Below are 22,668 nucleotides of genomic sequence, written 5' to 3' on the forward strand. Positions count from 1 at the left end.
CGACAGGTGCGCGCGACCGCTTAGGTGGTACGACGCAATATCGCGCCATGCGCCAATAACTGGATCTGGGGAGTATTGCTGGTGTCCTCGGAGGTCATGAAGGGATGGAGTCTATGGTGGATGCGTCGTAAGATCATACGTCCATAAAAAAGGAGAGCCGAGGCTCTCCTTTCGCATCACAACCATCGGCCTCAGCCAATGGTCATCAAGCTGGCATTGCCGCCCGCAGCAGCGGTGTTGACGCTGACCGCGCGCTCGATCACCAGGCGCTCCAGGGCAATCTGGTGGTCACCGCTGGACAGGCCGTGCACACCGACGATGGCGCCGGCACGCTTGGATACCTGATGACAGACCGCACGCAGCTGGTCGGAGTCGCCATGGTGGATGACGGCGTCGAAGGCCACTTCATCCTTGGTCCAATCGCCTACCAGCTTGACCTTGGCCTGCAACTCCTTCGGCAAGCGGGCGCGCAGGGCCTTGCCAGGTTCGGCATCGGCCCACAGCGCCGAGCTGCCTACCGCCAGCACCGCCGCGAACTGCGCCAGCAGGTCGGCTTCGTTGTCGGCCAGGCACAGCACGTGCTCGCGCGGCAAGATGGTGTAGCTGTTGCGCTCGCCGGTCGGGCCAGGCAGCAGGCGGGCGATACCGCTCTGCGACTGGCTGGCGAATTGGCTGCACAGGGCGGACAGGTCTGCCTGCTGGTTGCTCTCGGCCCATGCCTTGAGGCTGTGCAGCGGTTTGACCAGTTGCTCGTGCAGGGCACGGTCAGGCTGGCCTGCGCCGTCTTGCTGCTGGAAGTGGCGGCCAATCGCGTCGGCCGGACGGGTCGACAGCAGGCGGTACAGGTACAGCGGGCCGCCTGCTTTCGGGCCAGTGCCGGAGAGGCCTTCACCACCGAATGGCTGCACGCCCACCACTGCGCCAACGATGTTGCGGTTGACGTACAGGTTGCCGGCGTTGGCGTTCTCCACCACCTTGGCGATGGTCTCGTCGATGCGGGTGTGCACGCCGAGGGTCAGGCCGTAGCCGGAGGCGTTGATCTGCTCGATCAGCTGGTCCAGGTTGCGGCGGTTGTAGCGCACCACGTGCAGCACCGGGCCGAAGATCTCGCGTTTGAGCTCGTCGAAGCTCTCCAGCTCGATCAGGGTCGGCATCACGAAGGTGCCACGCTTGATCTCGGCGCTATCGGCGATGGCCACCTGGTACACCGGGCGACCTTTTTCGCGCATGCCTTGGATGTGTTTTTCGATACCAGCCTTGGCTTCTGCGTCGATGACCGGGCCAATGTCCACGGCCAGACGATCCGGGCAACCCAAACGGCTCTCAGCCATGGCGCCCTTGAGCATTTCGATCACGCGGTCGGCGGAGTCTTCCTGCAGGCACAGCACGCGCAGCGCCGAGCAGCGCTGGCCGGCGCTGTCGAACGCCGAGGACACGACGTCGATGACCACCTGCTCGGTGAGCGCCGAGGAGTCGACGATCATCGCGTTCTGCCCGCCAGTTTCGGCAATCAGCGGAATCGGCCGGCCCTGGTTGTCCAGGCGACCCGCGACGTTGCGCTGCAGCAGGCGAGCGACTTCGGTGGAGCCGGTGAACATCACGCCTTTGACGCGCTCGTCACCGACCAGCCCGGCACCGACGGTTTCGCCGCGACCTGGCAGCAGTTGCAGCACGCCTTCAGGGATGCCGGCTTCCAGCAGCAGGCGCACGGCCTGCGCGGCGATCAGCGGGGTCTGTTCGGCCGGCTTGGCCAATACCGGGTTGCCAGCGGCCAGGGCAGCGGCCACCTGGCCGGTGAAGATCGCCAGTGGGAAGTTCCACGGGCTGATGCACACCACCGGGCCCAGCGGGCGGTGGGCGTCGTTGCTGAAATCGTTGCGCGCCTGCACCGCGTAGTAGCGCAGGAAGTCCACCGCTTCACGCACTTCGGCGATGGCGTTGGCGAAGGTCTTGCCCGCTTCGCGGATCAGCAGGCCCATCAGCGGCTGGATCTCAGCCTCCATCAGGTCGGCGGTGCGCTCGAGGATGGCGGCGCGTTCCGCAGGCGGCGTGGCCTGCCAGATCGGCGCGGCGTTTAGCGCGCACTGGATGGCATTGTCGACGTCGGCAACCGTCGCTTCCTGGACATGACCGACCACGTCACGGTGATCGGCTGGGTTCAGTACCGCTACAGCGGCGCCCTCGCTGGCCGCGCAGGCCAGCAGTGGGGTGGCCCGCCAGTCGTTATGGGCGGTGGCGAGCATGGCGCACGACAGCGACGCCAGGCGATGTTCGTTGGCCATGTCGATACCGGCCGAGTTGGCCCGGTCGCTGCCATACAGTTCACGCGGCAGCGGGATGCGCGGGTGTGGCAGGCCGATGCTGCCTTCCTGGGTGCCCATGCGCTCGATGCTCGCGACGGGATCGGCGACCAGTTCCTGGATCGAGATCGAGTGGTCGGCGATGCGGTTGACGAACGAGGTGTTCGCGCCGTTTTCCAGCAAGCGGCGCACCAGGTAGGCCAGCAGGGTTTCGTGGGTGCCGACCGGCGCATACACGCGGCACGGACGGTTCAGCTTGCCTTCCGAGACCTTGCCGACCACTTGCTCGTAGAGCGGCTCGCCCATGCCGTGCAGGCACTGGAACTCGTACTGACCTGGATAGTAGTTCTGCCCGGCGATGTGGTAGATCGCCGACAGCGTATGGGCGTTGTGGGTGGCGAACTGTGGGTAGATGGCTTCCGGCACTGCCAGTAACTTGCGGGCGCACGCCACATAGGAGACGTCGGTGTACACCTTGCGGGTATAGACCGGGTAGCCTTCCAGGCCTTCGACCTGGGCGCGCTTGATCTCGCTATCCCAGTAAGCGCCCTTGACCAGGCGAATCATCAGGCGATGACGGCTGCGCTTGGCCAGGTCGATCACATAGTCGATCACATACGGGCAGCGCTTCTGATAGGCCTGGATGACGAACCCGATACCGTTCCAGCCCGCCAGGGACGGCTCGAAGCACAGGCGTTCGAGCAGGTCGAGGGACAGCTCCAGGCGGTCTGCCTCTTCGGCATCGATGTTCAAGCCGATGTCGTACTGCTTGGCCAGCAGGGTCAGCGACAGTAGGCGCGGGTACAGCTCTTCCATCACCCGCTCGTACTGGGCGCGGCTGTAGCGTGGGTGCAGCGCCGAGAGCTTGATGGAAATCCCTGGGCCTTCGTAGATGCCGCGGCCATGGGATGCCTTGCCGATCGAATGGATGGCCTGCTCGTAGGACGCCAGGTATTTCTGCGCGTCGTGTTCGGTCAGCGCAGCTTCGCCGAGCATGTCGTAGGAGTAGCGGAAGCCCTTGGACTCGAAGCGAGTGGCATTGGCCAGGGCTTCGGCGATGGTTTCACCGGTGACGAACTGCTCGCCCATCAGGCGCATGGCCATGTCCACGCCCTTGCGGATCATCGGCTCGCCGCTTTTGCCGATGATGCGGGTAAGCGAGGAGGTCAGCCCAGCTTCGTTATGGGTCGAGACCAGCTTGCCGGTCAGCAGCAGGCCCCAGGTCGCGGCATTGACGAACAACGACGGGCTGTTACCCAGGTGCGGATGCCAGTTGCCGTTGCTGATCTTGTCGCGGATCAGCGCATCGCGGGTGCCTTTGTCGGGGATGCGCAGCAGGGCTTCGGCCAGGCACATCAGGGCCACGCCTTCCTGGGACGACAGGGAGAACTCCTGCAGCAGGCCCTGGACGATGCCAGCGCGGCCGCCGGTGCTCTTCTGGTTGCGCAGTTTCTCGGCAATGCCGGCGGCCATCTTGTTGGTCGCCTCAGCCTGAGCGGTGCTCAGGCGCGCCTGCTCGAGCAGCATCGGCACCACTTCTTGCTCGGGGCGGCGATAAGCGGCAGTGATCGCCGAGCGCAGCACCGACTGTGGCAAAATGCTTTCAGCGAATTCGAGGAAGCACTGGTGCGCATGATCGGGTTGGACCTCGCCGGCATCGTCGCTGCCGGTTCCGGCCTGGCCATTGAGTTCGGTCAGGGTAGCGCCACCCTCGAGCTTCTCCAGGTAATTGAAGATCGCTTGCTTGATCAACCAATGCGGCGTGCGGTCGATAGACTGCGCAGCTGCTTTGAGTCGCTCACGGGTAGGGTCGTCGAGTTTGACCCCAAGGGTGGTCGTCGCCATTTCTTATCCTCATTATTGCCACGGTGGTGGCTTAAGCTGGCGCCAAGATTAGCGGGAGCGGATTTTGGGTGCAACCAGGTGCAACCGTATTTTTTCGAAGAAAAGGTGCAACTCGTCTGACATATTTTCCTACAGACTAAAAACGCCGCTTTACGGTGCGTTTTCTTATTAAAAGGTCAGGTTTTGCTCCGATTAGGCGCATAAAACCACTTTTTCCAGGAAAGCACCTAACAGGTGCAACTTGCCGACGAAAAATGGTTGCACCGGCTTTGCGTTGTTGAATAGCATTCGCCGCCTGGGTGCAACCGTCATCGAGGCGGTTGTGCATGAGATAAAAACAAACGCCAGGACACACGCATGGGCAATCCACTTACGATCACCTTCGTGATCTACATCGCGGCAATGGTGCTGATCGGCTTCGCCGCCTATCGCTCCACCAAAAACCTTTCCGATTACATTCTCGGTGGTCGCAGCCTTGGCAGCGTCGTCACCGCGCTTTCTGCCGGTGCCTCCGACATGAGCGGCTGGCTGCTCATGGGCCTGCCAGGCGCCATCTACTTTGCCGGCTTGTCCGAGGCCTGGATCGCCATCGGCCTGACCGTCGGCGCCTACCTTAACTGGCTGTTCGTCGCCGGACGCTTGCGCGTACAGACCGAACACAACGGCGACGCGCTGACCCTGCCGGATTACTTCGCCAGCCGCTTCGAAGACAAAAGCGGCCTGCTGCGCATCATTTCGGCCGTGGTGATCCTGGTGTTCTTCACCATTTACTGTGCCTCGGGCATCGTCGCGGGCGCCCGCCTGTTCGAAAGCACGTTCGGCATGTCTTATGAAACCGCGCTGTGGGCCGGTGCTGCGGCGACGATCGCCTATACCTTCATCGGTGGCTTCCTGGCGGTCAGCTGGACCGACACCGTGCAGGCCTCGCTGATGATCTTCGCGCTGATCCTCACGCCGATCATCGTGCTGATCTCCACTGGCGGTTTCGACACCACCTTCATGGCGATCGAAGCGCAGAACCCGGCCAATTTCGACATGCTCAAGGGCGCAACCTTCATCGGCATCATTTCGTTGATGGGTTGGGGCCTGGGCTACTTCGGCCAGCCGCACATCCTGGCGCGCTTCATGGCCGCCGATTCGGTGAAATCGATCGCCAAGGCGCGTCGCATCTCGATGACCTGGATGATCCTGTGCCTGGCCGGCACCTGCGCTGTGGGCTTCTTCGGCATCGCCTACTTCTCGGCACATCCTGAGCTGGCAGGCCCGGTCAGCGAAAACCATGAGCGGGTATTCATCGAACTGGCCAAGATCCTGTTCAACCCATGGATCGCCGGTGTGCTGCTGTCGGCCATCCTGGCGGCGGTCATGAGTACCCTGAGTTGCCAGCTGCTGGTGTGCTCCAGCGCACTGACCGAAGACTTCTACAAAGCCTTCCTGCGCAAGGGTGCCTCGCAGCGTGAGCTGGTCTGGGTCGGTCGCTTGATGGTGCTGGCCGTGGCGTTGATCGCCATCGCCCTGGCAGCCAATCCGGAAAACCGCGTGCTGGGTCTGGTGGCTTATGCGTGGGCAGGCTTCGGCGCCGCCTTCGGCCCGGTGGTGCTGATTTCGGTACTGTGGAAAGGCATGACGCGCAACGGCGCGCTGGCAGGCATCGTGGTCGGTGCGCTGACCGTGATTCTGTGGAAGCAGATCGACGTCTGGGGCCTGTACGAAATTATCCCAGGCTTCCTGCTGGCGAGCATCGCCATCGTGCTGGTAAGCAAGCTGGGCAAGCCATCGCAGGCCATGTTGCAGCGCTTCGAAACTGCTGATGCGGCGTATCACGCCGAGAAGTAACGCGCGCTGAAGCACGCCGGCTGGCTGGCGTAGGGCCTGCACTGACCTTCAAGCAGTGCAGACCCTGCAGGGCCGGCGTGCGCAGATCGACAGGCAGGCCTGACTCCGCCTGCAAGGCAAGGTAAACTTGCCGTCTTCGCAGGAGTTGCCATGAACTATCGTCACGCCTTCCACGCCGGCAACCACGCCGACGTGCTCAAACATATCGTGCTGACCCGCCTCATCGCCCTGATGTCGCGCAAGGAACAGCCTTTCGCCTATATCGACACACACGCAGGCCTGGGTCTGTATGACCTGCAAGGCGACCAGGCCAGCCGCACCGGCGAATACCTGGAAGGCGTTGCACGTCTGTGGAATCGCGATGACCTGCCGCCCATGGCCGATGACTACCTGCGCATCATCAAGCGCCTGAACGCCGACGGCGAGTTGCGTTACTACCCAGGCTCGCCTGAGCTGGCCCGCCGTCTGATGCGTCAGCAGGACCGCGCCCTGCTCAATGAGAAGCACCCCGAAGACGGGCCGCTGCTCAAGGAGAACATGAAAAAAGACCCACGGGTGATCGTCCACCTGGGCGAAGGCTGGCATGTGCCCAGGGCCTTGCTGCCGGTTCAGGAAAAGCGCGCGATCATGCTCATCGACCCGCCGTTCGAGCAAGCCGATGAACTCAAGCGCTGCACCACCTCCATGAAAGAGGCGATCGGCCGCATGCGGCAGACGGTCGCGGCGATCTGGTACCCGATCAAGGATCAGCGCACCCTCACGCGTTTCTACCAGGACCTCACCAGCACCGGCGCGCCGAAGCTGCTGCGGGTCGAATTGTATGTGCATCATCAGGACAGCCCGCAGGGCCTGAACGGCTCCGGCCTGGCCATTGCCAACCCGCCATGGGGGCTGGAAGAAGAGTTGCGCGAGCTGCTGCCATGGCTGGCCAGGGAGCTGGCGCAGACGGCCGGTAGCTTCCGGATGGACTGGCTGATCGCCGAGTAGGCCGCAGCCCTCGCAGAGGCATGCGCACACTGCGCTTTGCGTTATAATCCCGCCCTTTAGCCGCCAGCCGCCCATGAGGCCGCTGGCGCATCTCTACCGAATGAAGAGGCTAATCCCTTGGCATTGACGATCCTTGGCCTGTCCGGCGCCCTTAGCCATGACCCTTCCGCGGCCTTGTACATTGACGGCAAGCTGATTGCCGCCGCCGAAGAAGAGCGCTTCGTGCGTGACAAGCATGCAAAGAACCGCATGCCCTACGAGTCGGCGAAGTTCTGTCTGGAGCAGGCCGGCATCAAGCCTTCCGACGTCGATGTGGTGGCCATTCCGTTTGCCCCGATCAGTCTGTTCGGCAAGGCCCGCTGGCATTACGCCAAGCGCTACTGGTACGCCCCGGACCGTGCGCTCGACGCCATCCTGATGGGCAACCGCCGCTACAAGCGCTACCGCAAGAAGATCGTCTGGTGCCTGGAGCAACTGGGCTTCGACCCGAAGAAGATCAAGATCGAACCGGTCGAGCACCACCTGGCCCACGCTTCGAGCGCGTACCACTGCTCCGGTTTCAAGGAAAAGACCGCGATCCTCGGCATCGACGGCAAGGGCGAGTACGCCACCACCTTCTTTGGCTACGGCGAAAACGGCAAGATCCACAAGATCAAGGAGTTCTTCGACCCGGATTCGCTGGGCGGTCTGTACGGCGCGATCACCGAATTCCTCGGCTTCGAGATGCTCGACGGCGAGTTCAAGGTCATGGGTATGGCGCCGTACGGCGACGCCAGCAAGTATGACTTCTCGCGCCTGGCCAGCTTCGAAAACGGCGAGCTGGTGATCAACACCGACTACGCCAACGTGATCGGCCTGCGCCGTCATAAAGAGAAGGGCAAGGGCTTCTACTTCTCGCCCAAGCTGATCGAGTGGCTGGGGCCCAAGCGCGAAGGCGACATCGCCGACGAGCCGTACATTCATTACGCAGCCAGCATGCAGGCGTTGTTCGAAAAGATCGCCCTGCAGATGATCGATCACTACCTGGGCGACACCCTGCGCGAAACCGGCAAGCTGGCATTCGCTGGCGGCTGCGCGCTGAACGTCAAGCTCAACCAGAAGATCATCGCCCGGCCTGACGTCAAGGAGCTGTTCGTGCAGCCGGCCTCCGGCGATGCCGGCACCGCTGTAGGCGCCGCAGCCTATGTGTCGCATGCCCGTGGCGTGCCGGTGGAAAAGATGGAGCACGTCTACCTTGGCCCTGCCTATTCCAACGAAGACGTGATCGCCGCCTGCGCCCGTCACCCGCACGCGCCGAAGTGGCGCAAGCTCGACGACATGCCCCAGCGCATCGCCAAGATCATGGTCGACGGCAATCCGGTGGCCTGGTTCCAAGGGCGTATGGAGTTCGGCCCGCGTGCCCTCGGCGGTCGTTCGATCATCGGTTGCCCAAGCGTGCCGGGCGTGGCCAATCGCATCAACGAGCAGATCAAGTTCCGCGAGCGCTGGAGACCCTTCTGCCCGTCCATGCTGGACACTGTCGCACCACAGATGATCAAGGTCGATCACCCCGCACCCTTCATGACCTTCACGTTCGAAGTGGCAGAAGAGTGGAAAACCCGCGTGCCGGAAGTCGTCCATGAGGACGGCACCTCCCGCGCTCAGGTGCTCAAGCGCGAGTACAACCCACGCTACTACGACATGATGAAGGCGCTGGAAGACCTGACCGGCAATGGCGTGTCGCTGAACACGTCGCTCAACCGCCGTGGCGAGCCGATGATCTGTTCGCCGACCGACGCACTGAACATGTTCTTCGGTTCCGACCTGCAGTACCTGATCATGGAAGACATCCTGGTCGTGAAGGACGGCGCCAGCGCCTATGACCAGCCGCTCTGAAGCGCGCGTCCTGCAGTTCTGCCATGGTTACGACGGGCCATTCCTCGATTGCGCCCGTCAATATGCCAGTCTGTTCCAGGGCAGCGGCTACAAGGTCACTACCGTGTTCCTCACCGGCGCCGCCGACCCGCAGGTCGCGGCGGGCTGCGCTTCGGACGAGGTGTTGTTTCTCGAATTTAGCTCCAAGGCCGTGCGCGGCCTCAAGCTCGGTGCCATCCGCGCCCTGCGCCGGATTGTCGCTGAACGCCGTTTCAGCTTCTGCATCGCCCACCGTTTCAAGCCGATCTACGTGGCCCTGCTCGCCACGCGCTTGCCGGTGATTGGTGTGCACCATGCCTTCGGTGATTACCAGCGCAAGGGGCGGCGGCTGTTCGCCAACTTGTTTCGCAAGCGCCTGAGCCTGCTCGGGGTGTCTGACGCAGTGCGCGACGACATGCGCCGCTGCCTTGCGCAGTGGCCGGCCGAGCGCATCCAGACGCTTTACAACCGTATCGACATCGACGCCCTGCAAGCGGCGCTGGTGCCGCGTGCAGAGGCGCGTCAGGCCTTGGGCCTGGACGCCCAGGCCTGGGTGGTGGGCAATGTCGGGCGCCTGCACCCGGACAAGGACCAGGCCACCTTGCTGCGCGGCTTCGCCCAGGCATTGCCAGACCTGCCTGCCGGCGCCCGCCTGGCGATCCTCGGCAAGGGCCGGTTGGAGGACAGCCTCAAGGCCTTGGCGACGCAGCTGGGCATCGCCGATCACGTGCTGTTCCTTGGCCAGGTGCCGGATGCCCGGCGTTATTTCCAGGCGTTCGACGTGTTCGCCCTGAGTTCGGACCATGAGCCATTCGGCATGGTCCTGCTCGAAGCCATGGTCGCGGGGGTGCCGGTCCTGGCCACCGCCTGTGGCGGCGCGCGCGAGGTGGTCGAAGGGGTCGGTGTGCTGTTTGCGCTTGGTGATGCCGGGCAGTTGGCTGCGGCCCTTGCACATATGGCCGAGCTTGATGAGCAACAGCGCGCGACGTGCGCTGCGTTGATGCTGCAGCGCCTGCGCGAGCGGTTTTCCGACCAGGCAGTGCGCGAGATGTTCTGGCGCCTGCCGCAGGTGCGCGGGCTGACGGAGAAAGGCTGATGCTCAATCATTTCCAGGCCTTTCGCGAACGCGGTTGGCAGGCCATCGATGCGCCGACCTATGCGGCGGCGTGGGCACGTTTTGGCGGCAGCGTCGCCACTCACCCTCTGGTGGTCGAGCAGCTGGCCGAGCTTGCGCAGATTCCCGTGCGCTACTTGGGCTGGTATCGCGCCGGTGAACTGCAAGCGGCCATTCCCACCTGGGGGCGGCACCTGGCGCTGTCCAAGGAGGTGCTCAAGCGCGCCGGCAAGAAGGCCCTGTTCGACCTCGGCAACGCGGAGATCATCCTGCCAGCTGCAGCCGACGCTGGGGCGCCACTGCGCCATGCTGCGCGCTACCTGTCGCAGCTGAACCAGGGACGCTTCGACGGCCTCAAGGCGCAGCAAGAGCAACTGGCCATGGCCCGTGCGCCTGAAGAGCTGTCGAAGAAGTTCCGCTACAACCAGCGCCGCGAGTTACGCTTGCTCGAAGAAGCCGGCGGCGTGGTACGGCCGATCAGTAATTTCACCGCGCCGCAGATCGCCGCCATGTACTGCGATCTGTTCGCCCGCCGCTGGGGTTTCCCGGCCACGGGCGCCGAGCGCATGGCCGATGTGTTGGCGCGCCTGCAGTCATTGCTGATCGGCTCGGTGCTGCTGCTCGACGACAAAGCCATTGCCATCCAATTGGTGTACCGGGTAGAAGCGCCGGAATGGGTCAGCGTCGAGTACATCAATGGCGGCGTCGATCCCGAGACCAAGGCGTTCAGCCCCGGCAGCGTGTTGAGTTTTCTCAATACCCAGGCCGCCTGGGAAGACGCGCGCGCGCGCAACAAACCGCTGCGCTTTTCATTCGGCCGTGCCGATCGTGAATACAAGGACCGTTGGTGCAACCCCGTACCGGTATTTCAGGCGTGAGCCGCAAGCAGCAGTTGCTCAAGCGCTACCGGCGAAACAAACGCCTGGGCGTGATCGTCTGCGCCCTGGCATCACTGGTGCTGGCGCTCTTCACCTGGTGGTGGCTGGCGCTGCTGTTGCTGCCGCTGCTGTGGATCGCGCATGAGGCCTGGTTCGCCGATCATCTGTTCTACACCCCGGGCGAGGACTATCGCTACCGTTTTGGCGAGCTGACCCGCGAGGCCGATGTCGAACTGCGCGATGGCCTGCTCACTGTCGACTCGCCGCTCCAGGGTGATGAAACCCTGGTGCTTGAAGTGCGAGTGAAAAGTGGCTGGCTCGGCCGGTTTCTCGACCCTCGTGTCGAGTTGACATGCACAGACGACAACGACCGGCAAACCTTCGAGCGCGGCGTGGACGGGCTGCGTTTTCTCAACCTCACGGGTTTCGCAGCGGCTTTGCAGGCGGGCACCTTGCGCCTGCGCGGGCGTCATTGCCGCCTGCTGGGAAAGCCGCGGTTGTGGATAACGCCTGGGGTCGAGTTGCAGCGCCGCCGAATCATGGTGATCGCGCCCCATGCCGACGATGCCGAGCTTGCTGCCTACGGTTTGTACAGCCAGGCGGACGTGGCCTGGATCGTGACGCTCACCGCGGGCGAAATCGAGGCTGAGCATTACCAGCAGATGGGCTTGGGCAAGGCCGAGGCGGCACGCCTCAAAGGTCGCCTGCGGGCCTGGGACAGCGTTGTCGTGCCGCGCTGGGCCGGCGTACCGGAGTCACGCTGCGTACAGCTGGGCTACTTCTGCCTGCAATTGCCCGCCATGCAGGCTGCGCCTGATCAGCCGTTCGCCTCGCGCGAGGCAGACATGCAGGATATTCGTCCGTTCAGGCAGTTCAATACCTTCTCACTGCCCGGCGACAGCAACGGCGCGCCGACCTGGCGCAATCTGCTTGCCGATCTGGCCGCGTTGCTGGAAATGGCCAAGCCCGACGTGCTGGTCATGCCGCACCCGCAACTCGATCCACATCCCGATCATCTGAGTGCCCAGGCGGCGGTCATGCAGGCTTTGCAGGGTTTAGCCTGGCAGCCGCGGACCCTGTTGTACTACGCCAATCACCTGCATGACAACGACCGCTGGCCCATGGGCGACAGCGGCGATGGCGTCGCCCTGCCGCCGCAATTGAGCGCCGAGCAGGCCTGGGCGCCCTGTGTCTTGCCGCTGGACCTGGCAACCCAGCGCGACAAGGCGATGGCGTTGGGCATGATGCACGACTTGCAGCCCCGTATGCCGTTCAAGCGTCGCCTGCGTCGGCTGTTGCAGCGCTGGCTGGCTGGGCGCCGAGCATCGCCGTATGGCGAAAACGAATTCTTCCGCAAGGCGGTACGTCGTCATGAACTGTTCTGGCGCCGTGAGCTGTGACCCGGACCGCGATGGCGCCGAGCGCCCAAGGAAAGCAATGAAGGTTCTATTCCTGGTACAGAAGGAACAACGCGCGATCCTCGATCGCCTGTATGACGGCGTCGCGGCCAATTGTGAATGCGACCTGCGCTGGTTGAGCAGTGACGAGCAGCGCAACCTGCGCCGCTATTTCAAGGACGAAGTTCAGGCCGAGCGCTACGACCGGATCATCTTCTTCCTGCGCTTCAAGCAGGAGATTCGCCAGGCAGCATTCATTCGCACGGTGCCCAACCTGGTCATTCTCGAGCATGACGCCTACCAGAATTACATCCCATGCAAGTACACGGGCAAGTTCAGCGCGCATTATCGCAAGCTGCCTTGGGCGCGGGTGATCAGCTCTGGCTACACGGTCAGCCAGCGCTTGCGCGAGGAAGGCTTCGATGCGGTATTCGTGCCCAAGGGCTATGACGAGCAGCTGCTCACTGACCAGGGCCGCGAGCGGGACATCGAGCTGGCCTTCGTCGGCAGCACCAACAGCGTGGCCTACAGCGGGCGCAAGGCCTTGCTGGACGAGCTAGGCCAGCTCGAGAACCTGGTGGTGACACGAACCAAGTCAGGCGAAGACTATTGCAACACGCTCAACCGCATCCGCTTCTTCGTCAGCGCCGACGTGGGCATGGGCGAGTACATGATCAAGAACTTCGAAGCCATGGCCTGCGGCTGCGTGTTGTTGGCGTATGATCAAGGCGAGCAGGAAAACCGTGCCTTGGGGCTTGAAGACATGCACAACGTCGTGTTTTACCGGGACATCCCGACACTGCGCGGCAAACTGCGCATCCTGCGCGAAGATCCAGCGTTGGCCGCGCGGATCGCCGCCAACGGGCGCGAACTGGCGGTCACGCGATTCAGTTTCGCCGCAGTGGGGCAGAACATCGTCGAACACATGCGCCCGGCGCTCAGGCCTCACCCGCCTTTGTCTGCCTGGCAGCGCCTGCGGTTGAAGCTAGGCGTGTGAATTCATGAATATCGTCAACATCATGTGGGCCGGCGGTTCGCCATACATTTCCATCCACAACGTGCACCATCAGGTGCTGACCCATGCAGGGCCAGACGCGTCCATCAGCAACTGGCTCTTGCGTGAAGGCGAGCTACGCCATGGACAGTGTGCAACGCGTGAATGGCGCATGCCTCAACGTGCACTCAAAAGCAAACCTGTGTGGCGACTGTTGCGGCCCTGGCTGCGCCTGCGCATGCAGCGCGCATTGCAGGACGTCGACGCCGATGTCGTGCTGCTCGACGGTATCGGCGTAGCCCGCCTGGTGCTACCGCTGCTGCATCGGATGCCCACGCTGCGGGCAAGCGTGCTGTTCCATGCCTGCACCGAATTGAACAGTGCCGACAAATTGCTGCTCAGGGGCTTGCCCGCGCAGCGTCTGCGCCTTGCCGCGGTCTCGCAGACCTTGGCCTGCACGCTGCAAAGCGACCTTGGCCGCCCGGTTCAAGCCTTGCGCGTGGCGTTCGACCCACAGGTGTTCCGCCGCGAGCTGCTCAGCCGCGAGCAGGCACGCGCCGTCCTCGAATTGCCGCAGGACGGCAGGCTACTGCTCGGTGCGGTAGGGCGGCTGGTGGAAAGCAAGGGCTTCGAACTGTTGATCGAAGCATTTGCAGCAGGTGCTTCGACGCGACCTGAGGTTCAGCTGGCAATCGTCGGTGAGGGGCCGCTCTATGCCAGGTTGCAAGCCCGCATTGAGGCATTGGGGCTGGTCGGCCGGGTGCACCTGTGTGGCTATCACGACCAATTGCAGCAGCTGTACCGGGCGTTCGACTGGCTCATGGTGCCGTCGCGGGCTGAAGGCCTGGGGCTGGTGGTGCAGGAAGCCGTCATCGCCGACGTCGCCGTGGCGTGTAGCGACCTGCCCGTGTTTCGCGAGCAACTGCAGGCTGGCGGTTACTATTTGCCGGTAGGGAGTGTGGCGCAGTGGGCACAGGCTATCGGCCGTTGCGATTCCGCCAATGCCCAGGCAATGGCCGCCATGCAACGTCAGGCGCTGGCCCCTGATGCGGCATGGCAGGCATTCTGCGATGGCTCACAGCGCCTGCTGCGCGGTTGAATTCAGCGGGCCAGCAAGGCGGCTTCGAACTTGCCCAGCGGGAACTGCTCGCCCAGGTTTTCCCGCTCGATGTAGCGCACCATGTGCTGAACATTACGGCGGATCATGCGCGCAGACAGGGGCGGGCGCAAAAAGCGCATGTCCGCTACATCGATCAGGCCCAGGTGCTGGTCTGGGGTGACTACTACGTTACCTAGATGCAGGGACCGGAAATACACGCCATTTCTATGCAATTGGCTGATCAGCGTGATCAAGCGCGGTAAATAATTGTCCCAGCTAAAGTCGTTGTTCCGAGACATCTGCAACAAGGTGCGGCCGGGCAGCGGTCGATACAACACCGCCGTGCGGCCAGGTTGATCCAGTTTATACTGGCTGATCACGCGCAAGGTCGGTATACCCAGTTGCGCCAGCCGCGCGGCGTTGTCGACAAATCGTTGCGAGTATGGGCGCAACAACGCAGATGAAATCAGACGCTTCCTACGAAATACCTTAAGGAAATTACCATCGCCAAGCAGGTAGACTTTGGCGCCATGGCTGTCGGCCTCCAGTATCTGGGCGCCGAGTATCAGCTGATCGAAGTCGACCTGATTGAGCCGAGAGCATTGCATGGTTGAGCCTTCTCGTCTGGCGAACAAAAATGACCGGCAATAATGCCGAAAATAACGCTTGAACACCATCTATGGTGTCTGAGACTAAGCAGGAGTAAGGATGTCGTATCAACAAAACTGGGCGCGAGCCTGGTTAGGCCTTGGGTTGATCTGGTTCCTCGGGGCGATCGCCCTGGCCCCGAGCAACAAGGTCTATCAGCAAGGACTGGTCGCGTTCCTGTGGTTGCCCACCCTGCTGCTGGCATGGTCGGCGCGAAATGTACTGCTCGAGGCCTGGCGGCGACAGCCAGGCCTGTGGACCAGCGTATTGTTGTTGATGGCCTGGGGCTGGATCAGCCTGGCCTGGTCGCCTGCTGAGGACATAAAGCGCGAAGCCAAGCGGCTGTTGTACATCCTTATTTTCCTGGCGGCGTTTCCCATTCTTGGCCAAGCCGGGGAGACCCGAATCAGGCACCTTTTGCAGATCGGCAGTGGCTTGCTGGCGGTCGCGGCCTTCATTTCCATCTATCATTTCTACCGGACTGAAGCCAATCCACTGCTTTCACGACTTGAGGGCATTGGTGAAATTTCGCACCCCATTCTGGGCGCCTATGTCGTAGGGGCAGCCGCCTTGCTGTTGCTTTACCAGATGCCAGGCCGTCGGCTCCTGCAGCTGGGCTGGCTGGCGGCCATAGCTTGCTTCGGCGCGTTCGTCATCCTTAGCCAGAGCCGCGGTGCTGCTCTGGCACTCGTGATAACCGTAGTGCTCGCGCCTTTCTGGCTGCGGGACAAGCACAGCCAGGTGCTGGCCGTGGGGGCGCTGCTTGTCACCGCATTGGCCTTCTATGGCATGTACGATCTGCTGACGGTGCGGGGCGCGTCTTTTCGTCCGGAGATTCTCTGGCAATCCTTGAGAATGGTCGCCGCTCACCCACTGACCGGCCTTGGCATCGGCGCGGACTACGACGTCACTGTTCCAGCACTGGGCATGACGTTTGACCATACGCACAACATGTTCACCCACGTTGCGGTGGAGCTGGGCCTGCCCGGCATGCTGCTGTGGGTTGGCGTGTGGCTGTTCGCGCTGCTCGAAATTCTTCGTTCGAGGCACTTGCTGCTCGGTAAGATTCTGCTTGGCCTTTGGGTCTACTCGAGCATGGCGATGCAGTTCGATGCTGCCAGCCTGACCGCAACACCGCGTGCAGAGTGGTTCATCAGCTGGTTGCCCGTGGGCCTGGCCATGTTGTTGCCCTGGGTACGTGCCGAAAATGACGCCTGTGATAAAATTCGCTGTTCATCCCGAACAGTGAGACCCACGATGTCCGAAACACCCCGACCGGCGGAGCGCAGCTCCAGCCTGAAGATCTACTTCCGGCTGTTGAGCTATGTGAAACCCTATGTCGGCATTTTCCTGCTGAGCATTGTCGGTTTCGTGATCTTCGCCTCGACTCAGCCGATGCTGGCCGGCATTCTCAAGTACTTCGTCGACGGGCTGAGCAATCCGCAGGCGGTGCTGTTCCCCAATATCCCCTATCTGCGCGACCTGCAGCTGCTGCAGGCCGTGCCGCTGTTGATCATCCTGATCGCGGCCTGGCAGGGGCTGGGCTCGTTCCTCGGTAACTACTTCCTGGCCAAGGTGTCGCTGTCGCTGGTGCATGATCTGCGCGTGCAGTTGTTCAACAAGCTGCTGGTGCTGCCCAACCGCTACTTCGACAACCACAACTCCGGCCACTTGATTTCACGGATCACCTTCAACGTGACCATGGTCACCGGCGCTGCCACCGATGCGATCAAGGTGGTGATCCGCGAAGGCTTGACCGTGGTTTTCCTGTTCGGTTACCTGCTGTGGATGAACTGGCACCTGACGTTGGTGATGGTCGCCATCCTGCCGGTGATCGCGTTGATGGTCAGCGTCGCGAGCAAGAAATTCCGCAAGCAGAGCAAGAAGATTCAGACGGCGATGGGGGATGTCACGCACGTCGCATCCGAGACTATCCAAGGTTACCGGGTGGTGCGCAGCTTCGGCGGCGAAGCGTACGAGCAGCAGCGCTTCGACAAGGCCAGCCAGAGCAACACCAACAAACAACTCAACATGACCAAGACGGGTGCGCTGTATACCCCGCTGCTGCAGCTGGTGATCTACAGCGCCATGGCCGCGTTGATGTTCCTGGTGCTCTATCTTCGCGGCGACTCCACCGCCGGTGACCTGGTGGCTTACATCACCGCAGCGGGCCTGTTGCCCAAGCCCATTCGGCAACTCTCGGAAGTCAGCTCGACCATTCAGAAAGGCCTCGCAGGTGCCGAGAGCATCTTCGAGCAGCTCGACGAAACGCCCGAGGTCGATTCCGGCACGGTCGAGAAAGCACGCGTCGAGGGCCGCCTCGAGGTACGCAACCTGAGCTTCACCTACCCGGGCACTGATCGCCAGGTGCTGAGCGACATCAGCTTCGTTGCCGAGCCCGGACAGATGATCGCCCTGGTCGGCCGCTCGGGCAGCGGCAAATCGACATTGGCGGCGTTGATCCCGCGCTTCTACCACCACGACCAGGGGCAGATCCTGCTCGACGGCGTGGAGATCGAGGATTACCGCCTGCGCAACCTGCGTCGCCACGTGTCTCAGGTGACCCAGCATGTCACCCTGTTCAACGACACCGTTGCCAATAACATCGCCTACGGCGACCTGGCCGGGGCGCCACGGGCTGATATCGAGGCGGCAGCGGCCGATGCCTACGCCAAGGAATTCGTCGACCGTCTGCCCAACGGCTTCGACACCGAGGTCGGCGAGAATGGCGTGCTGCTGTCCGGCGGCCAGCGCCAGCGTCTTGCGATTGCCCGGGCGCTGTTGAAGAACGCGCCGCTGCTGATTCTCGATGAGGCCACCTCGGCCTTGGATACCGAGTCCGAACGGCACATCCAGGCTGCCCTCGACCACGTCATGCAGGGGCGCACCACGTTGGTGATCGCTCATCGGCTGTCAACCATCGAGAAGGCCGATCAGATCCTGGTCATGGACCAGGGGCGTCTTGTCGAGCGCGGCACGCACAGCGAGTTGCTTGCGGCTAATGGCCATTATGCGCGCCTGCACGCAATGGGCCTGGATGAGCCGGCCAACGCCGACATCACCTGACTGACTTCGCTCGGGGCCGCGCAGGCCCCGATTGTCAGCGGGTTTTTTCAAGGTGTATCTGGCTTTAAAGCCGCTGCCTGCCCTGTGTTAATATCCCGTCCCTGTTCATTATTTCCATATGGGTTGCCCATGAAGTTGTCCCTGCCGCGATTCGATCAAGCCCCGGTACTGGTGGTCGGCGATGTCATGCTCGACCGCTACTGGCATGGCGGTACTTCGCGTATCTCGCCAGAAGCGCCAGTGCCGGTGGTCAAGGTCGATCAGATCGAAGATCGCCCAGGCGGTGCGGCCAACGTTGCCTTGAACATCGCAGCCCTTGGCGCCCCCGCTTCGCTGGTCGGCGTCACCGGTCAGGACGAGGCCGCCGACAGCCTCGCCAACAGCTTGCAGGCCGCGGGCGTGCGCTCGGTGTTCCAGCGCATTGCGCACCAGCCGACCATCGTCAAGCTGCGAGTCATGAGCCGGCACCAGCAACTGTTGCGCATCGATTTCGAGGAGCCGTTCGCCACCGACGCCCTGTCTCTGGGCGCGGAAGTCGACACGCTGCTCGAAGGCATCAAGGTGCTGGTGCTGTCCGACTACGGCAAGGGCGCGCTGAAAGACCACCAGAGCCTGATCCAGGCCGCTCGGGCCAAGGGCATCCCGGTGCTGGCCGATCCCAAGGGCAAGGATTTTTCCGTCTACCGCGGCGCCAGCCTGATCACGCCGAATCTCAGCGAGTTCGAAACCATCGTCGGTCGTTGCGCCGATGAGGCCGAGCTGGTCGCCAAGGGTCTGCAGTTGCTGCAAGACCTGGACCTGGGCGCGCTGCTGGTCACCCGTGGCGAGCATGGCATGACCCTGCTGCGCAGCGGCCACCCGCCGCTGCACCTGCCGGCTCGGGCCCGCGAAGTGTTCGATGTCACCGGTGCCGGCGACACCGTGATCTCTACCTTGGCTGCGGCCATCGCCGCAGGCGAAGACCTGCCGCACGCGGTAGCCTTGGCCAACCTGGCTGCAGGCATCGTGGTGGGCAAGCTGGGTACTGCGGCCATCAGTGCCCCGGAGCTGCGCCGCGCCATCCAGCGCGAAGAAGGCTCCGAGCGCGGTGTATTGGGCCTGGAGCAACTGCTGCTGGCCATCGACGATGCCCGGGCGCACAAAGAGAAGATCGTCTTCACCAACGGCTGCTTCGATATCCTGCACGCCGGGCATGTCACCTATCTGGAGCAAGCCCGGGCACAGGGCGATCGCCTGATCGTCGCGGTCAATGACGACGCTTCGGTCAGCCGTCTCAAGGGGCCAGGCCGGCCGATCAACAGTGTTGACCGACGCATGGCGGTGCTGGCGGGATTGGGTGCAGTGGATTGGGTGATCAGCTTCTCAGAAGGCACGCCGGAAAACCTGCTGAGCCAGGTCAAGCCCGACGTCTTGGTCAAGGGCGGCGACTACGGCATCGACCAGGTGGTGGGCGCCGATATCGTCAAAGCCAACGGTGGCACGGTAAAGGTGCTGGGGCTGGTGGAAAACAGCTCTACCACCGCGATCGTCGAAAAAATCCGCAAGCATTGAGGCTACACGGGAGGGGCTGCATTGCAGCCCCTTCATTCATTTGTGCAGGGATGTTCGGGCACGCTGCAGCAATGCCCGGGCCTTGTCGCCAATACGCTTGAGGTGCGACGCGCGTTTAGCCCGGCTTTCGATCAGGCCCTGCTGCCTGAGCCAATCCTTCCAGCGAATGCGCTCGTCTCTGACCACCCAGCCATCCTGTTGCGCGAAGCTTTCAGCCAGGTACAGGCCGCGCGTGCTGGCGGGCAGCAACTCGTCCTTTCTAAGCGTATACAGCTCAGCCAGCGGCCGGCCGTCCTGCAGCGGCATCAGGTACAAGTCTGGCCGCTTGCGGTTCAGACGTGCCACCAGCTGGTCGCCCTCGAGGCGCTCATCGACATGGAACAGGCTGAGTTTCTTGGCATCGCGCGGCACCTGCAAGCGCAGGTCATAGATCAACTGCAACGAAGCAGTGGGCAGGTGCACGTAGGCCCGCGGGCGCTCCAGCAAGGTGAGATTGGCAGCCTGCACGGGGCGCGCCGCGCCGGACTGCGGCGCCAGCTGGAAATGCGGCGTCTCGCGGTAATGCAGGGCGGCGCTGTAGGGCGCCGGCAGCCACGTGTCATTGAAGCGTCCACTCAGCCAGCCCTCCGGGGTTTCCAGCAGGCACTCTTCTGCAACCTCCTGCACGGCGGTGTGCAGCGGCAGGTTCAATTCGTGCGCCGGCACGTAACCGGAAATCAGTTTCAGCACCACATCGCCGCGGTCCTGCCGGCGTTGGCGCACCAGCACCCAATAGTCGCGGTTTTGCCAATGCAAGGTGAGGCGCACCGACACACCCAGGTTGGCCAGCTCGACCACGAAGCGCTGGGGGTCGGCCAGTTGAATCGCCTTGCGCCGCTGCTGGGTCTGAGCAAAGTTCAGCGGCATGCCGATGCTCTGGTAGGTCAGCCCGTCGGCGCTGGCCTCCACATGCAGGGGCAGGGTCTTGAAGTTGCTCGGGTTCTTGCGGATCAGCGTTCGCGCCACGAGGCTCCTCCTTGCTTCGGGTCAGTGCCTCGGCCGGTGGCCGGAGCACTCATTGCCGGCCCAGGATGCGGGCGACGACGCCCACGTTGTGGGCCAGGTGCAATGGGTTGATGGTGCCGACGATAGCACTGCTGACGCCCGGGTGGGCGAACAGCAGCTCGAAACTGGCCTGCACGGGATCGATGCCGGGTGCCAGGCAGATATGTCCACTGGCCAATGCCTTCTTCACCAGGATGGCCTTGCCGTGCTCGGCAGCGTAGTCGAGCACCGGGCGCTCTGCCTGTTCGTTGAGGTTGTAGGTGACCATGGCGCAATCGCCCTGCTGCAGCGCCAACAGCCCGCCAGCGGCCGTCTTGCCAGAGAACCCGAAGCCGAGAATCTTGCCCTCGCGCTTGAGCTCGGCCAGGGTCTGATAGACCTCCTGCTGCTCGAGGATGGCCAGGTCGTTGCCATCGGAGTGCACCAGCACCAGTTCGATGCGGTCGGTTTCCAGGCGCTGCAGGCTGCGCTCCACCGAAAGTCGGGTATGGGCGGCGCTGAAGTCGAAATGCGATTGCCCGACGTCGAACTCCTCGCCCACCTTGCTGACGATCACCCATTCATCGCGCTGGCCGCGCAGCAGCGGCCCGAGGCGCTCCTCACTGCGGCCATAGGCCGGTGCGGTGTCGATCAGGTTGATCCCCAGTTCGCGGGCCTGGGCCAGCAGCAGGCGAGCCTCGTCATCGTCGGGGATGGTGAAGCCGTTGGGGTATTTGACGCCCTGGTCGCGGCCCAGCTTGACCGTGCCCAGGCCGAGGGGCGACACCTTCAGACCGGTGCTGCCCAGCGGGCGCCGTAGGCCATGCAAGGTTGGCAGGGTCATGGCAGCAGTTGCTCCCAGGCTGGCACGCCCACGCTTGGCCGGGGCAGGCCGCTCAGGTCCGGCTTGGCCGCGGGGTGGATACCGTCGCGTTCGAGGCTGGCCAGAACCCGGTCGCTGAAATCCGGTGCCAGCGCCAGCTTGGTCGGCCAGCCCACCAGCAACCGCTGCTGCTCGGCCAGAAACGCGTTGTCCGGGCGCACCAGGCCAGATTGTGCCGGCTCGGCGCGATCGACGCGCAGGGTGGCCCAGCGCACCTGGCTCTGATCGATCCAAGGCAGCAGGCTGGCGACTTCCTTCTGGGCCGCCGCGATCTGCGCTGCAGGCTCGCGGGCAACGCCGTCGGCCTCGGCCAGATCGCCACCGAGGTACCACACCCATTGGCCGTCGGCGGCCGGGTGAGTGGTAACGGTCACCCGTGGCTTCGGTCCACCGCCCAGGCAATGGGCATACAGCGGTTTGAGGTTGGGACCCTTGGCCAGAACCATGTGCAGCGAGCGGGTCTGCATGGCGGGTTGCTCCAGGCCCAGCGCCTGCAGCAGATCGCGCGTGCCTGCCCCGGCGCTGAGCACGATGCGTTGCGCGCGGATCTCGCGGCCATCGACACGCAGACCGACCAGCGCGTCGCCCTCGCGCAGCGGCTCGACGCGCTCGCCTGCCAGCAGGCTGTCGCCGGCGAGTTGCGCCAGGTTGGCCAACAGGCTGGGCACGTCGATGACCAGTTCGGCCAGGCGATAGACCTTGCCCTTGAAGCCCTGGGCTTGCAACGCCGGTGGCAACTGCTCGCCCTTGACCTGGTCGACCCGACCGCGCACGGCTTTGCTGGCGAAGAAGCTGGTCAGGTTGCCGGCCAGTGTACCGGGCGACCACAGGTAGTGGGCGTCGGACAACAGGCGGGTGTGGGTCAGGTCCAGCTCGCCGCTGCCGGCGATGGCTTCGCGCCAGCGCCGGGGCATGTCGGCGATGGCCTCCGAAGCCCCGGTCAGAGCGCCGTGCAAGGCATATTTGGTACCGCCGTGGATGATGCCCTGGGACTTGACGGTCTGCTCGCCGCCAAGGGTCGAGCGCTCTACCAGCACCGTGGAATAGCCCAGCCGGCGCAGCCGTGCATTGAGCCACAGGCCTGCGACCCCGGCGCCGACGATCAGCACGTCAGTGGTAATGGCAGATGGCATGGCGGTACCTCGAAATGTCAG

Annotated in this window: 15 protein-coding genes and 1 pseudogene; 11 read left to right on the plus strand and 5 right to left on the minus strand. The window is 63.3% G+C overall.

Translation table 11 applies throughout. The annotated features are described in order from the left end of the window. Positions 1 to 191 precede the first annotated feature (191 nt). Positions 192 to 4,145, minus strand: coding sequence for a trifunctional transcriptional regulator/proline dehydrogenase/L-glutamate gamma-semialdehyde dehydrogenase (gene putA, locus ACLEJW_RS16710; RefSeq protein ID WP_440777920.1), 3,954 nt, complete (start codon positions 4,143 to 4,145; stop codon positions 192 to 194). Positions 4,146 to 4,502: 357 nt separating this feature from the next. Here putA and putP point away from each other — a divergent pair, with 357 nt between their 5' ends. The 8 genes from putP to ACLEJW_RS16750 all read left to right on the plus strand — a co-directional run bounded on the left by putP (position 4,503) and on the right by ACLEJW_RS16750 (position 14,343). After that, positions 4,503 to 5,981: a sodium/proline symporter PutP gene (putP, locus tag ACLEJW_RS16715; RefSeq protein WP_145189842.1), complete on the plus strand. Its 1,479-nt coding sequence runs from the start codon at positions 4,503 to 4,505 to the stop codon at positions 5,979 to 5,981. A 150-nt stretch (positions 5,982 to 6,131) separates the two neighbouring features. Continuing rightward, positions 6,132 to 6,968 carry a 23S rRNA (adenine(2030)-N(6))-methyltransferase RlmJ gene (locus ACLEJW_RS16720; protein WP_313645456.1) on the plus strand — a complete coding sequence of 279 codons (837 nt, stop codon included), beginning with the start codon at positions 6,132 to 6,134 and terminating at the stop codon, positions 6,966 to 6,968. Positions 6,969 to 7,085: 117 nt separating this feature from the next. Then, positions 7,086 to 8,843 carry a carbamoyltransferase family protein gene (locus tag ACLEJW_RS16725; protein ID WP_145189848.1) on the plus strand — a complete coding sequence of 586 codons (1,758 nt, stop codon included), beginning with the start codon at positions 7,086 to 7,088 and terminating at the stop codon, positions 8,841 to 8,843. After that, entirely contained in the window at positions 8,827 to 9,957 is a 1,131-nt protein-coding gene (locus ACLEJW_RS16730; protein WP_313301635.1) for a glycosyltransferase, read from the plus strand. Before ACLEJW_RS16725 ends, ACLEJW_RS16730 begins: the two co-directional genes overlap by 17 nt. Next, positions 9,957 to 10,853 (plus strand): antimicrobial resistance protein Mig-14, encoded by an 897-nt coding sequence (locus ACLEJW_RS16735; protein WP_440777921.1) that lies wholly within the window; start codon positions 9,957 to 9,959, stop codon positions 10,851 to 10,853. The genes ACLEJW_RS16730 and ACLEJW_RS16735 overlap by 1 nt, the downstream gene beginning before the upstream one ends. Beyond that, positions 10,850 to 12,253, plus strand: a complete 1,404-nt coding sequence (locus ACLEJW_RS16740; protein ID WP_440777956.1) for a PIG-L deacetylase family protein — start codon at positions 10,850 to 10,852, stop codon at positions 12,251 to 12,253. The genes ACLEJW_RS16735 and ACLEJW_RS16740 overlap by 4 nt, the downstream gene beginning before the upstream one ends. Before the next feature lie 37 nt (positions 12,254 to 12,290). After that, positions 12,291 to 13,247, plus strand: coding sequence for a glycosyltransferase family protein (locus ACLEJW_RS16745; protein WP_313301630.1), 957 nt, complete (start codon positions 12,291 to 12,293; stop codon positions 13,245 to 13,247). A 4-nt stretch (positions 13,248 to 13,251) separates the two neighbouring features. After that, positions 13,252 to 14,343 (plus strand): glycosyltransferase, encoded by a 1,092-nt coding sequence (locus ACLEJW_RS16750; protein ID WP_313458670.1) that lies wholly within the window; start codon positions 13,252 to 13,254, stop codon positions 14,341 to 14,343. Positions 14,344 to 14,345: 2 nt separating this feature from the next. Here the strand turns inward: ACLEJW_RS16750 and ACLEJW_RS16755 are convergent, their stop codons facing one another. Beyond that, the gene (locus tag ACLEJW_RS16755; RefSeq protein ID WP_313301647.1) at positions 14,346 to 14,951 is read right to left on the minus strand and encodes a toluene tolerance protein; all 606 of its coding nucleotides are present in this window, start codon (positions 14,949 to 14,951) and stop codon (positions 14,346 to 14,348) included. Positions 14,952 to 15,579: 628 nt separating this feature from the next. Here ACLEJW_RS16755 and ACLEJW_RS16760 point away from each other — a divergent pair. The 3 genes and pseudogenes from ACLEJW_RS16760 to hldE all read left to right on the plus strand — a co-directional run. Further along, positions 15,580 to 15,936: pseudogene (locus ACLEJW_RS16760) on the plus strand (O-antigen ligase family protein); the annotation flags it as partial. A 312-nt stretch (positions 15,937 to 16,248) separates the two neighbouring features. Beyond that, positions 16,249 to 18,057, plus strand: coding sequence for a lipid A export permease/ATP-binding protein MsbA (gene msbA, locus ACLEJW_RS16765; protein ID WP_440777957.1), 1,809 nt, complete (start codon positions 16,249 to 16,251; stop codon positions 18,055 to 18,057). A gap of 129 nt (positions 18,058 to 18,186) precedes the next feature. Next, on the plus strand, positions 18,187 to 19,608 hold the full coding sequence (hldE, locus tag ACLEJW_RS16770; protein ID WP_145189869.1) for a bifunctional D-glycero-beta-D-manno-heptose-7-phosphate kinase/D-glycero-beta-D-manno-heptose 1-phosphate adenylyltransferase HldE: 1,422 nt from the start codon (positions 18,187 to 18,189) through the stop codon (positions 19,606 to 19,608). 36 nt (positions 19,609 to 19,644) lie between these two features. Here hldE and ACLEJW_RS16775 read toward each other — a convergent pair whose 3' ends face one another. Genes ACLEJW_RS16775 through ACLEJW_RS16785 form a run of 3 tightly spaced genes read right to left on the minus strand, consistent with a single transcriptional unit; the run spans position 19,645 to position 22,647 of the window. Beyond that, positions 19,645 to 20,613, minus strand: coding sequence for a metal ABC transporter ATPase (locus ACLEJW_RS16775; RefSeq protein WP_145189872.1), 969 nt, complete (start codon positions 20,611 to 20,613; stop codon positions 19,645 to 19,647). A gap of 49 nt (positions 20,614 to 20,662) precedes the next feature. Beyond that, on the minus strand, positions 20,663 to 21,475 hold the full coding sequence (locus tag ACLEJW_RS16780; protein WP_145189875.1) for an aldo/keto reductase: 813 nt from the start codon (positions 21,473 to 21,475) through the stop codon (positions 20,663 to 20,665). Continuing rightward, entirely contained in the window at positions 21,472 to 22,647 is a 1,176-nt protein-coding gene (locus ACLEJW_RS16785; protein WP_440777922.1) for an NAD(P)/FAD-dependent oxidoreductase, read from the minus strand. The genes ACLEJW_RS16780 and ACLEJW_RS16785 overlap by 4 nt, the downstream gene beginning before the upstream one ends. Positions 22,648 to 22,668 lie beyond the last annotated feature (21 nt).

It is taken from the genome of Pseudomonas sp. SMSB3, from assembly GCF_052041965.1.
GTDB lineage: Bacteria > Pseudomonadota > Gammaproteobacteria > Pseudomonadales > Pseudomonadaceae > Aquipseudomonas.

What these genes read in the sequence shown, in the direction of transcription:
- putA (WP_440777920.1), bottom strand. Translation starts at nt 4,145, where the DNA reads ATGGCGACGACCACCCTTGGGGTCAAACTCGACGACCCTACCCGTGAG.
- putP (WP_145189842.1), top strand. Translation starts at nt 4,503, where the DNA reads ATGGGCAATCCACTTACGATCACCTTCGTGATCTACATCGCGGCAATG.
- ACLEJW_RS16720 (WP_313645456.1), top strand. Translation starts at nt 6,132, where the DNA reads ATGAACTATCGTCACGCCTTCCACGCCGGCAACCACGCCGACGTGCTC.
- ACLEJW_RS16730 (WP_313301635.1), top strand. Translation starts at nt 8,827, where the DNA reads ATGACCAGCCGCTCTGAAGCGCGCGTCCTGCAGTTCTGCCATGGTTAC.
- ACLEJW_RS16735 (WP_440777921.1), top strand. Translation starts at nt 9,957, where the DNA reads ATGCTCAATCATTTCCAGGCCTTTCGCGAACGCGGTTGGCAGGCCATC.
- ACLEJW_RS16745 (WP_313301630.1), top strand. Translation starts at nt 12,291, where the DNA reads ATGAAGGTTCTATTCCTGGTACAGAAGGAACAACGCGCGATCCTCGAT.
- ACLEJW_RS16750 (WP_313458670.1), top strand. Translation starts at nt 13,252, where the DNA reads ATGAATATCGTCAACATCATGTGGGCCGGCGGTTCGCCATACATTTCC.
- ACLEJW_RS16755 (WP_313301647.1), bottom strand. Translation starts at nt 14,951, where the DNA reads ATGCAATGCTCTCGGCTCAATCAGGTCGACTTCGATCAGCTGATACTC.
- msbA (WP_440777957.1), top strand. Translation starts at nt 16,249, where the DNA reads ATGTCCGAAACACCCCGACCGGCGGAGCGCAGCTCCAGCCTGAAGATC.
- hldE (WP_145189869.1), top strand. Translation starts at nt 18,187, where the DNA reads ATGAAGTTGTCCCTGCCGCGATTCGATCAAGCCCCGGTACTGGTGGTC.
- ACLEJW_RS16780 (WP_145189875.1), bottom strand. Translation starts at nt 21,475, where the DNA reads ATGACCCTGCCAACCTTGCATGGCCTACGGCGCCCGCTGGGCAGCACC.
- ACLEJW_RS16785 (WP_440777922.1), bottom strand. Translation starts at nt 22,647, where the DNA reads ATGCCATCTGCCATTACCACTGACGTGCTGATCGTCGGCGCCGGGGTC.